Below are 11,119 nucleotides of genomic sequence, written 5' to 3' on the forward strand. Positions count from 1 at the left end.
CATGGAACTGAGCGGAAACTTCACCGTGAACCGCCCCCGCGCCGAAGTCTGGGCTGCGCTGAACGATGCCGAAGTCCTGCGTGATGCCATCCCCGGCTGCGAAAGCCTTGATGTCTCGGAAGGCGGCTATGACGGCAAGATCGTGCTGAAGATCGGGCCGATCAAGGCCTCGTTTTCGGGCCGGGTCAACATCGCCGAAGCGGTCGAGAATGAACGCCTGACCCTGACGGGCGAAGGCAATGGCGGGATTGCCGGCTTCGCCAAGGGTGGCGCGACCGTCACGTTGACGGACACGCCCGAGGGCACCGAAGTGGTCTATTCCGCCGATGTGTCGATCGGCGGCAAGTTGGCCCAGCTGGGCAACCGGCTGATCGGTTCGACCGCACGGCAATTGGCCGGAAAGTTCTTTGACCGGCTGAACGAAACGCTTGCCCAGCCGCAGGAGCCGGTCAGATGAGGGATATTGTCCTGAACGTGAACGGCAAGACGCGCCATGCGCGGATCGAAGAGCGGACGCTTCTGGTCAGCCTGTTGCGCGACACGCTGGGTCTGACGGGCACGCATGTCGGCTGCGATACCTCGCAATGCGGGGCCTGTGTCGTCAGCATCGAGGGCGAGACGGTGAAATCCTGCAGCGTCCTTGCCGCGACCCTGCCCGATGGCACCGCGATTTCCACGATCGAAAGCCTTGCAACCTCCGATGCGCTGCATCCGATGCAGCAGGCCTTTTCCGAATGCCATGCCCTGCAATGCGGCTACTGCACGCCGGGTCTGGTGATCACGGCCATCGACATCGTGCGGAAGAACCCCGAAGGCCTGACCCCCGATCTGATCCGCAAAGAGCTGAAGGGCAATATCTGTCGCTGCACCGGCTATCTGAACATCATCCAGGCCATCATGCGGGGCGCGGCGGCGATGGGCGTGCCCACCCTGGCCGCCGAGGGAGAGGCGCAATGAACGAGTTCCAGATCATCCGCCCCGCCGCGCTTTCCGATGCCGTGGCGGCGTTCAACGACGCCGAGGAGGCGATGTATCTTTCGGGCGGCATGACGCTGATCCCGTCGATGAAGGCGCGCCTCGCGGCACCGCAACTGCTGATCGACCTGTCGGGCCTGCCCGAAATGCAGGGGATCAGCGATTCCGGCCTCAGCCTGCGCATCGGCGCCATGACCCGCTGGGCCGAGATCCTGCGCTCGGATGTGGTGGCCGGGGCCATTCCCGAGCTGGCGCGACTGGTCGGCCAGATCGCGGATCGGCATGTGCGCAACCGCGGCACCATCGGCGGCTCGATTGCCAATAATGACCCGGCGGCAGATTGCCCGGCTGCGGTTCTTGGCCTGGGCGCGACGCTGATCACCGACCGGCGCGAAATTGCGGCAGACGATTTCTATCTGGGTCTGTTCACAACCGCGCTGGAGGAAGACGAGATCCTGGTCGCCATTGATTTTCCGAAACCCCAGGCCGCAGCCTATGCCAAGCATCCGCATCCGGCTTCGGGCTATGCAGTGGCGGGGGTGATGGTGGCGCGCATGGCGCAGGGCTGGCGGGTGGCGGTGACTGGCGCGGGGGCGGATGGCGCGTTTCGCCTGACCGAGCTTGAAGCCGCATTGCAAAGCGGGCCGGTGGAAGCCGCCTTGGAAAAGATCGACGTCTCGGCAATTCAGGTTCTGAACGAACCGGCATTTCCTGCCGATTTCCGGCGCCAGCTGATCCTGTGGCTGGCGCGTGAAAGTCTGGGCCGACTGGCGGTGTGATGTCAGTTCTGCCGCGGCTGCGGCTGGGCGCGGCCGCGTTTTGCTTCTCGGTAGCGTTGCGGCGTGGTGCCGAAGCGCGCCTTGAACTGCCGGCCGAAATGCGCGGCGTCATTGAAGCCCCAGTCAAAGGCGATTGCCGAGACGGGCTTTTCCGCAAGCGCGGCGTTTTCCAGCTCTGCCCGCACGCGACCGAGCCGCTGGTCCCAGATCCAGCGCATCAGGGTCGTGCCGGTGCGCCCGAAAACCGAATGCACCTGCCGCACCGACAGGCCGACATCGGCGGCAATGCGCGAGCAGTCCAGATCGGGATCCGACAGGTTGCGCAGCGCGGCTTCCTGCACCCGGTTGAGCGTGCGGTCGCGCGACCAGCCCGCGTTGGACGCAAGCGGACGGTCGGTGACCATCGACACGGCAAGCAGGTTGGCCAGGCACCCGGCCATCCGGTGCATGATCTGCTCGGGCTGTTCCCAGGACATCGCGAAAATGCTGCCGATCATCTCGGCACAAAGCCGCCCCAGCCCCTGGTCGCAATCCAGCGCCGTGGCCGTATAAAGATCGCGCTCGGGAAAGATCGCCTGCCAGAAATGCGAGTCGAGATAGACCGAGCGGGTGCGGATCTCTTCGGTCATGATCTCGAAGGGCTGGGTCGTGTCGATAAAGAAGATCTGGTTCGGGCCGACATCGGTCAGGCGGGAATCCTGCCGGACCGTCGCGTAGCCCTCCATCTGGTAGGAAACCAGATAATTGTGCCCCGCCCGCCGCGACGGACGACCCGCCTGCAGCCGGGTATGATGCGCGGAAAAGCGGATGTCGGCCAGGCGCAGCCGCGACGAGACATAGCTCTTCTGGATCTCGCCGGCATAGGGTTGCGAGCCTTTGGGGCTAAGCTCGAAGCGGGTCTGAAGAAGGTCGTTCATCCCACGCTGAAAATCCATGCCCGAAGCCCGCAGCACCGGCGCGCCAGTCATTGTCTCCACCCCATCTCCCCCCGTCGCCATGGGGCTGCGCAGGCACCGCAGCCCCCTCACTTTAAAGAACACGGATCAGTGCGTCCAGTTGCCGCACCGGCACGAGAAGGAAAGTCACATGTCTTTGACCTGCATCATGGTGGCCCCGAATGGTGCCCGTCGCACCAAGGCGGATCATCCCGCCCTTCCCCTGACCCCCGAGGATCTGGCGCAAACGGCCAAGGCCTGTTTTCAGGCCGGGGCGGGCGCGATTCATCTTCATGTGCGCGACGCCGACGGGCGGCATTCTCTGGATCCGGTGGCCTATCGTGCGGCCATGGTGGCGGTGCGGCAGGCCTGTCCCGATATCGCGCGGCAGGTTACGACCGAGGCGGCGGGACTGTTCGACCTTGAGACCCAGATCGCCGCGGTTCGCGAGCTGAGGCCCGCGGCCATTTCTTTCTCGATCGCCGAACTGATGCGCGAGGGCACCGCCAAGGGCGAAGCCTTCCTGGCCTGGGCGGCAGGCGAACGGATCTCGACGCAGTTCATCCTGTACGACGCGGAACAGATCTCGCTGTTCGCGGGGCTGTGGCGGTCGGGGCGGCTGCATCTGTCTGCCGCGCCGCGGCTGATCCTTGTGGCGGGGCGCTATGCCGCGGATCAGAATTCCGACTTTGCCGATTTCGAGGCGCTTTATGCCGCGCTGCGGGCCGAGGGGCTGCATGAGCAATCGGTCTGGATGACCTGCGCCTTCGGTCGGGGCGAAATGGCCTGCCTTGCGCGCACCATCGAACTTGGGGGGCATGTGCGGGTCGGGTTCGAGAATGCCATTGTCGATGCCGAAGGGCGGCCCGCGCGCGACAATGCCGAACGGGTGGCGCTTGCCGCCGATCTGGTGCGCCGTCATGGTCGCCGCGTGGCCACTGGCGCCGAGGCCGCCGATATTCTGGGGATCCTGCGGCCGGACCCGGCCTTGGCCCCAAAGGCGTGATGCCGTGACCTTTTGTGGATTGCCGCGCCTTGGGGCGGAACGCCGCTGGGTGACGTCCTGCGCAGGTCAACGCGCGGTGGCCCGGCCGTCCTTCCGTCTACCGTTTCGCGCCAAGCTGTGCAAAAGATCGCAGGACATCAACGCAGGAAACAACGTGCAATGCTGCAATTCTCCTGTTCTGCCCGCGCTTTGGCGCTGATCCTTCCCTTGGCCGCCGCCGGTTGTGGCACAGCGCCGCCGCCCGAGCCGCCCATGCCGGCCGCGCCGGTCTTTGACCCGAATGTCGATGTGACGCCGGGCTTCAACGAACGCGAGCCCGACACCTGCAAGGCATCGGGGCTGCAATATCTGCTTGGCCAGCCCTCGACCGTCTTTGACACGATGACGCTGCCCGGGCCGCTGCGGGTGATCGCGCCGCATGAGGTCTACGATCAGGAAGAATATCGCTCGAACCGGATCGACGTGCGCATCAACGCGGCCGGGGCAATCACCTCGATCGGCTGCGGCTAAGCGCGGCAGCCAGACGCGGCGGCCAAACGCGGGGGGCGCGACCGGCGGCTTTCCGCGCCGGGGCAAGGGGGCGGGATGCATCCGGCCCGGGTTTCATGCGTTTATGCCGGATGGGGGCCGCGCAAGGGCCCCGCCTGCACAGGAGCGGACCATGACCCAGAAACTCATCCTCGCGGCCGGCATGGCGCTGGGCCTGTCGGCCTGCGTCGACCCCTCGCTGCCGCAACCCGAACCCGAACCCGATCCGAACGCCTGTGGCGCGGCGGATCTGCAATTCCTGGTCGGCCAGAAGCGCAGCGTGCTGGCGATGATGTCCCTGCCCGCCCCGGTGCGGGTGATCGAGCCGGGCATGGCGGTGACGATGGATTACAATGCCGATCGGCTGAACATCGAGCTGGACGAACAGAACCGGATCTCGCGCGTCTATTGCAGCTAGGGCCTGCGCGGAGCGAAAAAAACCCCGGCCGTCGCAGGCCGGGGGCAGGGGCATGACCCCTGGGGCGCCGCGCGGGCGCACCCAGGGGAATCAGCGGCTTACTTCATCACGCGATATTCGGTGTGGCAGTCCTTGCAGGCCGCGCCGATCGCACCCATGCTGGCCTTGATCGTGTCGGCCGAGCTGACATCGGCGGCCGCCGCGGCGGTTTTCAGCGTTTCGGCATCCTTCAGGAAATCGTCCCAGCTGGTCCAGATTTCGGGCTTGGCTTCCGAGGCCGGATCGGCCGCGCCTTCGGTGGCAAAGCTGGTGGGGATCTGCCCCGCCGCCTCGATCAGCTTCGCCTTGGCCGCTTGGGCGGCGGGGGCGTCATAGGCGGCCTTGCCGCCGGCCATGTCGCCCAGCACCTTCATCGCGCCGCCGATCTCTTTCATCGTGGTCTGGCGCATCACGGCATTCGGATCGGTGGCTTCGGCTTGGGCAAAGGCGGCGCCGGCGGCAAGCAGGGTTCCAAGCAGGATGGTACGGGCAAAGGCGGGAGAGAAAGTCATCAGTCTGGCTCCTTGGCTGGCGCTGAATGGGGCAATCGCGCGAAAGCTGGCAGAAAGGCGGCGGCAAGTCCTTTCACAGTCGCGTGAAACCCGCCGCCCGGGGCAGGCGCCCGCCTAGCGCAGCGCCTGCAGCACATCGGGGCTGGGATAGCCATCGGGCACCAGACCCTGGGCCTTCTGCCAGGCTTTCACGGCGGCGATGGTCTTGGGGCCGATCCGCCCATCGACGCCGCCCGTGTCATGGCCCAGCGCCACCAGCAGCGCCTGCAATTCGCGCCGTTCCTCGGCCGTCAGCGCGCGCCAGTGCCGCGGCCAGGGCGCGGCGATCGGCGCGCCGCCCTGCAGCCGGTCGGCCAGATGCCCGACCGCGATCACATAGGCATCGGCCAAGTTGTAATGCTCGATCACCTGGAAATTCGGAAAGATCAGGAAGGCGGGGCCGGTATGGCCGGCGGGCAGCAGGATGCTGGCCTCGGGCCCGTCGGGCAGGGCGCCGCCGGCCATGGGCCGCACGCCCAGATCGCGCCAACTGGCCACGGGCTTTTTCACCCGCTCGGTGGTCTGGTCATAGTCGAAGCCTTCGGGCAGCCGTACTTCCAGCCCCCAGGGCAGGCCCTTCTGCCAGCCCCATTTCGCCAGGTAATTCGCGGTCGAAGCCAGTGCATCGGCCGGGTCGTCGCCCCAGATGTCGCGCCGCCCGTCGCCGTCGAAATCCACCGCATAATCGGCCCAGCTGGAGGGCATGAACTGCGTATGCCCCATGGCCCCGGCCCAGGAGCCCAGCATGGCTTCGGGGGCCACATGCGCCGCATCCAGGATCTGCAGCGCCTGCAGAAGCTGGCCTTCGAAAAACGCCGCGCGCCGCCCGTCATAGGCCAGCGTCGCCAGCGCCGAGACGGTGGGCGTGTCGCCTCGCCAGGTGCCATAGGCGCTTTCCAGCCCCCAGATCGCGACGACGATTTCCTTCTCGACCCCGTATTGCGCCTCGATCCGGTCCAGCAGATCGGCGTTTTTGGCCAAGGCCTTGCGGCCCAAGGCCACCCGGTCGTCGGACACCGCCACATCCAGATAATCCCAGATCGTCTTGGTGAATTCGCTTTGCCGCCGGTCGCGCGCCACCACATCGGGCAGGTAATGCGCGCCGCGCATCGCCCCGTCATAGGTGGCGGCGGGGATGCCCTGGTCCAGCGCCTTGGCCCGGAACGCGATCACCCAGTCGCGGAACCCCGACTCGGACCCGTCTTCGCGCCCCTGTCCCAAGATCGTGCCCTCCGGGTCTTCCAAGGTCTGCGCCGCGACCGGGGCGGCGACCGGGGCGGCAAAGGCCAGGAACAGCCCCAGCGCCAAAGCCCTCACTTGCGCCTCCGCACCACCCGCCGTTTCGGCGCGCCGCCCGCTCCGCCGCGCCCCGGCACCTTGCCGCGGCTGCGCGCCGCGCGCCCCGAGGGCAGGGGGCGGGCGTCGATTTCCAGCAGCTCCAGCCGCAGCCCGCCGGTGACCGGCACCGCCTCGGCCAGGCGCACCGTCACCTTGGCGCCAATGCCGATCGTCAGCCCGGTATCGGCGCCCATGATCGTCTGGCTGGCCGCATCGAAATGAAAGAATTCGCGCCCCACATCGCGGATCGGAATCAGCCCGTCTGCCCCGCTGTCGTCCAGCTTCACGAACAGCCCGAACCGCTGCACGCCCGAGACGCGGCCGGTAAACGTTGCCCCCACCCGATCCGACAGATAGGCGGCCAGATAGCGGTCGACCGTATCGCGTTCGGCCGCCATGCTTCGGCGTTCGGCATCAGAAATCAGCTTGGCGGTTTCGTCCAGGTTCTCGATGTCGAAAGCCGACAACCCGTCCTCGCCCCAGCCATGGCCGCGGATCAGCGCGCGATGCACGATCAGGTCGGAATAGCGCCGGATGGGCGAGGTGAAATGCGCGTAATTCCGCAGCGCCAGGCCGAAATGGCCCAGATTCTGCGGCGCGTAATAGGCCTGGGTCATCGATCGCAGGGTCGAGATATTGATCAATTCGTCCTGGTCCGAGCCTTCGGCCTGCGCCAGAAGCCGGTTCAGATGCGCGGTCTTCAACACCTGCCCCTTGGCCAGCGTAAAGCCCGAGGCCTCGGCCACCTCGCGCAGCGCATCCAGCTTGTCGGGGCTGGGTTCTTCATGCACCCGGAACAGCAAAGGCTGTTTCAGGCGCTGCAATTCCTCGGCCGCGGCGACATTGGCCAGGACCATGAATTCCTCGATCAGCTTATGCGCATCGACCCGGTCCTTGAAGGCGACCGAGGTCACCTTGCCCTCGTCCGACAGCACGATCTGGCGTTCGGGCAGGTCCAGCTCCAAAGGCTGGCGCAGGGTGCGGGCACGTTTCAGCGCGGCATAGGCGCCGTAAAGTGGCCGGATGACCTGTTCCAGCAGCGGTTCGGTCTTGGCATCGGGGCTGCCATCCTGCGCGGTCTGGACCTGCACATATTCCAGCGACGCGCGCGACCGCATCACGCCCCTATGGAAGCGATGCGACAGCTTGGCGCCCGTGGCGTCGATCTGCATCCGCACTGCCAGACAGGGCCGGTCGACATGTTCGTGCAAGCTGCAAAGATCGCCCGACAGGACATCGGGCAGCATGGGCACGACCCGGTCGGGGAAATAGGTGGAATTGCCGCGCCGCCGCGCCTCGCGGTCCAAGGCGCCGCCGGGGCGCACATAGGCCGCCACATCGGCAATGGCGACCCAAAGGACATAGCCGCCCGGATTGCCGGCTTCGGTGTCGGGCTGGGCCAGCACCGCATCGTCGCGGTCGCGCGCATCGGCGGGGTCGATGGTGACCAGCGGCAGATCGCGCAGGTCTTCGCGATGGGCCATGGAAAAGGGCGGGGCGTTTTCCGCCTCGGCCATGGCGGCATCGGGGAAACGGTCGGGGATGCCGTGCTGGTGGATGGCGATCAGCGACACGGCGCGCGGGCCCGCCGGATCGCCCAGCCGCGCCACGATCCGCGCCTGCGGCAGGCCCAGACGGCGGGGCCCGGCCAGTTCGGCCTCGACCAACTCGCCGTCGCGGGCGCCCATGTCATCTGCGGATTTCACCCGCCATTCCTTGTCGACGCCCTTGTCGATCGACACGATCCGCCCGCCTTCGCTGCCCTTGCGGAAGACGCCCAAAAGTTTCAGCGGGTTCGAGCCGATCTGACGGATCAGCCGCGCCTCATAGACATAGTCGTCCAGATCGACCTTGGTCAGGCGGGCCAGGATGCGGTCGCCCTCGGCCAGGGCCGGATCGCCCTGTTTCGGCAGGATCAGGATCCGGCCGGCGTCCTTGTCGACGCCTTCTTCCATCGGCTCGGCGAACAGATCGCCGGCATCGTCGGGCTTCAGCACTTTCAGCAGCGCCACCGGCGGCAATTCGCCCTTCGGCCGGAAGCGGCGGGCCGATTTGGTGACGGTGCCCTCCTCCTCCAATTCGCGCAACAGCCGGCGCAGATCGGCGCGCTGGTCGCCTTTCAGGCCAAAGGCCTTGGCGATATCGCGTTTCGAAGACAGCCCCGGATTGTCCGAGAGCCATTGGCGGATCTGGTCTTTGGAAGGAAGCGGCACCATGGCGAAGCCGTAGCATGGCGCGCCCGGTACGGGAACCGGCGATTATGCGGCGCGCCCCGGGGCGCTGCCCCGGACCCCGGGATATTTGGACAGAGAGGAAGGCCATATCCCTTCGCATCGCTGCGGCCTTCCTCTCTGCAAAAATATCCCCGCCGGAGGCAGCCGACGGCGCCGGCCTCGCGCCTGCGTCAGAGGGGAAGCACCATGTCGCGATGCGGGATGCCGGCATCGTCATAGACCGGGCCATAGGCTTCGAAGCCCAGCGCCTGATAAAAGCCCAAAGCATGGGTCTGGGCGCCGAGCTTCACCTTCTCGATCCCCGGCATGCTGCGAAATTCGGCGATGGCGGCGCGGATCAGCGCGGCGCCGATGCCCTGGCCGCGATGGCTGGCCAGCACGCAGACCCGGCCGATCTTGCCCGTGCTGCCTTCAACCAGCAGCCGGGCCGAGCCGATGGGCCGGCCCGCTTCGCTGGCCAGAAGATGGATCGCGGCTTCGTCGCGATCGTCCAGCTCGTCGGCTTCCGAGACGCCCTGTTCCTCGATGAACACCGCCCGGCGCAGGGCGCGGCAGGCGGCGATGTCGCGGCTGGGGGCGATGGCGATCATGCGAAATAGTCGCGCAGGATGCGGCTGTAGACTGCCTTCAGCTGATGGATCTGCGCCACTTCCACCCGTTCGTCGACCTGATGCATGGTCTTGCCGACCAGGCCGAATTCGACGACCGGGCAGTGATCCTTGACGAAGCGCGCATCCGAAGTGCCGCCCGAGGTCGAATATTCCGGCGTCACCCCGGTTTCGGCGGCAACGGCAGCCCGCACCAGCGCCGAGAATTCGCCCGGCGGGGTCAGGAAGCTTTCGCCGGAAATCGACACTTTCACCGCGATCTGCACCCCGGTTTCCGCCTGCACCGCCGCGGCCTGATCGGTCAGCCACTGGGTCAGCGTGGCGCCGGAATGGGCATCGTTGAAGCGGATGTTCACCACGGCCGTGCCCTTGGCCGGGATCACATTGGTCGCGGGATTGCCGCAGTCGATGGTGGTGATCGCCAGCGTCGAGGCATCGAAATGCGCGGTGCCTTCGTCCAGCGGCTTTTCCTCCAGCCGCGCCATCAGCTTGACCAGCGCCGACATCGGGTTCTTGGCGCGATGGGGATAGGCGGAATGGCCCTGCACGCCCGTGGCCTGGAACCAGGCCGTCAGGCTGCCGCGGCGGCCGATCTTGATCATCTCGCCCATGGTGGCGGGGCAGGTCGGCTCGCCCACCAGGCAATGCGTCATCCGCTCGCCATTGGCGGCCATCCAGTCCAGCAGCGCCACGGTGCCGTCTTCGGCATCGGCCTCTTCATCGCCGGTGATGGTCAGCACCACCGCGCCATCGGGCGGGGTGGTGCGGACGAAATCCACCGCGGCCGCGACAAAGGCCGCGACGCCGGATTTCATGTCGGTCGCGCCGCGGCCATACATCCAGCCGTCGATCACCGCCGCCCCGAACGGGTCTTGCGTCCAGGCGGCGCGGTCGCCCACCGGGACCACATCGGTATGGCCGTTGAAGCCGAAGCTGCGGTTCGCGCCGCGCGCGCCCCAGCGGGCAAACAGGTTGGCGATGCCCCCCCGGTCCACCCGGGTGCAGGCAAAGCCCGCCGCGGAAAGTTCGCGCTCCAGAAGCTGCAGCGCCCCGCCCTCATCGGGGGTGACCGAGGGGCAGCGGATCAGCGCGGCGGTCAGGGCGACGGGATCGGTCTTCTGGGTCATCACGGGCTCCTTCTTGGGGCAAGTCGTAGCGGCCGGGCGGGGCCGGTGCAACCGCTGCGGCAGGACAGGTGACAGGCCGGGCATTTCGGCCTAGAATCACGGGCAAGACCCGTCTCAAGGCGGGCGAACCGCGGCTGAGGCGCCGCATCGGGCAAGCAAGGCGGATCGGGCGGGCGGGCATGTCGCCGGGCCGGTGCCGGAACAGGCGGATGAGACATGACCGGAAGGCGCAAGCAGGCCCGGGGGCAGGCGGCATGAGCGGCGGCTGGCTGATCCTGTCGGATCACGACATGTCGCGGGCCCCCCAGATGCCTGGGCCGCTGAGCCGCGGGGCGCTGGTCATGGAACTGGCCTGGCCCCTGCCCAGCGGCGTTCTGTTCGACTGGCAGGGCCGCGACCTGGGCCTGGCCTTCTCGCTGTTTCATCACCCCGAGGCGGGCCTGGGCCTGTGCTGGCGTGACGGCGCGGGGCTGAGCCGGCTGGTTCTGGCCGGCGCCCTGCGCTCGGACGCGGCGCGGGTGGCGCGGCTGACCTGGCGCTGGGACGGGCCGGGCAATGCCTGGCATCTGCGGCTGGATGGC

General features: G+C 67.2%; 13 protein-coding genes. 7 read left to right on the forward strand and 6 right to left on the reverse strand.

The window, feature by feature from the left end:
- The first annotated feature begins 1 nt into the window (after position 1).
- Genes K1Y73_RS12815 through K1Y73_RS12825 form a run of 3 tightly spaced genes read left to right on the forward strand, consistent with a single transcriptional unit; the run spans position 2 to position 1,754 of the window.
- Positions 2–457: a CoxG family protein gene (locus K1Y73_RS12815; RefSeq protein ID WP_225028694.1), complete on the forward strand. Its 456-nt coding sequence runs from the start codon at positions 2–4 to the stop codon at positions 455–457.
- The gene (locus K1Y73_RS12820) at positions 454–957 is read left to right on the forward strand and encodes a (2Fe-2S)-binding protein (RefSeq protein WP_225028695.1); all 504 of its coding nucleotides are present in this window, start codon (positions 454–456) and stop codon (positions 955–957) included. Before K1Y73_RS12815 ends, K1Y73_RS12820 begins: the two co-directional genes overlap by 4 nt.
- Positions 954–1,754 carry an FAD binding domain-containing protein gene (locus tag K1Y73_RS12825; RefSeq protein ID WP_225028696.1) on the forward strand — a complete coding sequence of 267 codons (801 nt, stop codon included), beginning with the start codon at positions 954–956 and terminating at the stop codon, positions 1,752–1,754. The genes K1Y73_RS12820 and K1Y73_RS12825 overlap by 4 nt, the downstream gene beginning before the upstream one ends.
- A 2-nt stretch (positions 1,755–1,756) precedes the next feature.
- On the opposite strand, the gene K1Y73_RS12830 is transcribed toward K1Y73_RS12825, so the two are convergent.
- Positions 1,757–2,671, reverse strand: a complete 915-nt coding sequence (locus K1Y73_RS12830) for a helix-turn-helix domain-containing protein (protein WP_225028697.1) — start codon at positions 2,669–2,671, stop codon at positions 1,757–1,759.
- 169 nt (positions 2,672–2,840) lie between these two features.
- On the opposite strand from K1Y73_RS12830, the gene K1Y73_RS12835 reads away from it, so the two are divergent.
- The 3 genes from K1Y73_RS12835 to K1Y73_RS12845 all read left to right on the forward strand — a co-directional run bounded on the left by K1Y73_RS12835 (position 2,841) and on the right by K1Y73_RS12845 (position 4,641).
- Entirely contained in the window at positions 2,841–3,695 is an 855-nt protein-coding gene (locus tag K1Y73_RS12835) for a BKACE family enzyme (protein ID WP_225028698.1), read from the forward strand.
- Positions 3,696–3,854: 159 nt separating this feature from the next.
- Positions 3,855–4,205 (forward strand): I78 family peptidase inhibitor, encoded by a 351-nt coding sequence (locus K1Y73_RS12840; protein ID WP_225028699.1) that lies wholly within the window; start codon positions 3,855–3,857, stop codon positions 4,203–4,205.
- 151 nt (positions 4,206–4,356) lie between these two features.
- A complete protein-coding gene (locus K1Y73_RS12845; RefSeq protein WP_225028700.1) occupies positions 4,357–4,641 on the forward strand; it encodes an I78 family peptidase inhibitor in 285 nt (94 codons plus the stop codon).
- Between the two features lie 98 nt (positions 4,642–4,739).
- On the opposite strand, the gene K1Y73_RS12850 is transcribed toward K1Y73_RS12845, so the two are convergent.
- The 5 genes from K1Y73_RS12850 to dapE form a co-directional block, all read right to left on the reverse strand.
- The gene (locus K1Y73_RS12850; RefSeq protein ID WP_225028701.1) at positions 4,740–5,192 is read right to left on the reverse strand and encodes a c-type cytochrome; all 453 of its coding nucleotides are present in this window, start codon (positions 5,190–5,192) and stop codon (positions 4,740–4,742) included.
- Positions 5,193–5,306: 114 nt separating this feature from the next.
- The gene (locus K1Y73_RS12855) at positions 5,307–6,548 is read right to left on the reverse strand and encodes a lytic murein transglycosylase (protein WP_225028702.1); all 1,242 of its coding nucleotides are present in this window, start codon (positions 6,546–6,548) and stop codon (positions 5,307–5,309) included.
- A complete protein-coding gene (gene rnr / locus K1Y73_RS12860) occupies positions 6,545–8,785 on the reverse strand; it encodes a ribonuclease R (RefSeq protein WP_225028703.1) in 2,241 nt (746 codons plus the stop codon). The genes K1Y73_RS12855 and rnr overlap by 4 nt, the downstream gene beginning before the upstream one ends.
- A gap of 188 nt (positions 8,786–8,973) precedes the next feature.
- Positions 8,974–9,393 (reverse strand): GNAT family N-acetyltransferase, encoded by a 420-nt coding sequence (locus K1Y73_RS12865; RefSeq protein ID WP_225028704.1) that lies wholly within the window; start codon positions 9,391–9,393, stop codon positions 8,974–8,976.
- On the reverse strand, positions 9,390–10,538 hold the full coding sequence (dapE, locus tag K1Y73_RS12870) for a succinyl-diaminopimelate desuccinylase (RefSeq protein WP_225028705.1): 1,149 nt from the start codon (positions 10,536–10,538) through the stop codon (positions 9,390–9,392). Before dapE ends, K1Y73_RS12865 begins: the two co-directional genes overlap by 4 nt.
- Before the next feature lie 254 nt (positions 10,539–10,792).
- Between dapE and K1Y73_RS12875 the strand changes: the two genes are divergently transcribed.
- Positions 10,793–11,119 (forward strand): hypothetical protein (locus K1Y73_RS12875; RefSeq protein ID WP_225028706.1); only part of this gene is annotated, 327 nt, incomplete at its 3' end.

Origin of the sequence: Xinfangfangia pollutisoli (assembly GCF_020179405.1) — a bacterium.
GTDB lineage: Bacteria > Pseudomonadota > Alphaproteobacteria > Rhodobacterales > Rhodobacteraceae > Pseudogemmobacter > Pseudogemmobacter pollutisoli.

Excerpts from the sequence above, each read along its gene's own strand:
- K1Y73_RS12815 (WP_225028694.1), top strand. The coding sequence starts at position 2 with ATGGAACTGAGCGGAAACTTCACCGTGAACCGCCCCCGCGCCGAAGTC.
- K1Y73_RS12820 (WP_225028695.1), top strand. The coding sequence starts at position 454 with ATGAGGGATATTGTCCTGAACGTGAACGGCAAGACGCGCCATGCGCGG.
- K1Y73_RS12825 (WP_225028696.1), top strand. The coding sequence starts at position 954 with ATGAACGAGTTCCAGATCATCCGCCCCGCCGCGCTTTCCGATGCCGTG.
- K1Y73_RS12830 (WP_225028697.1), bottom strand. The coding sequence starts at position 2,671 with ATGAACGACCTTCTTCAGACCCGCTTCGAGCTTAGCCCCAAAGGCTCG.
- K1Y73_RS12835 (WP_225028698.1), top strand. The coding sequence starts at position 2,841 with ATGTCTTTGACCTGCATCATGGTGGCCCCGAATGGTGCCCGTCGCACC.
- K1Y73_RS12840 (WP_225028699.1), top strand. The coding sequence starts at position 3,855 with ATGCTGCAATTCTCCTGTTCTGCCCGCGCTTTGGCGCTGATCCTTCCC.
- K1Y73_RS12845 (WP_225028700.1), top strand. The coding sequence starts at position 4,357 with ATGACCCAGAAACTCATCCTCGCGGCCGGCATGGCGCTGGGCCTGTCG.
- K1Y73_RS12850 (WP_225028701.1), bottom strand. The coding sequence starts at position 5,192 with ATGACTTTCTCTCCCGCCTTTGCCCGTACCATCCTGCTTGGAACCCTG.
- rnr (WP_225028703.1), bottom strand. The coding sequence starts at position 8,785 with ATGGTGCCGCTTCCTTCCAAAGACCAGATCCGCCAATGGCTCTCGGAC.
- K1Y73_RS12865 (WP_225028704.1), bottom strand. The coding sequence starts at position 9,393 with ATGATCGCCATCGCCCCCAGCCGCGACATCGCCGCCTGCCGCGCCCTG.
- dapE (WP_225028705.1), bottom strand. The coding sequence starts at position 10,538 with ATGACCCAGAAGACCGATCCCGTCGCCCTGACCGCCGCGCTGATCCGC.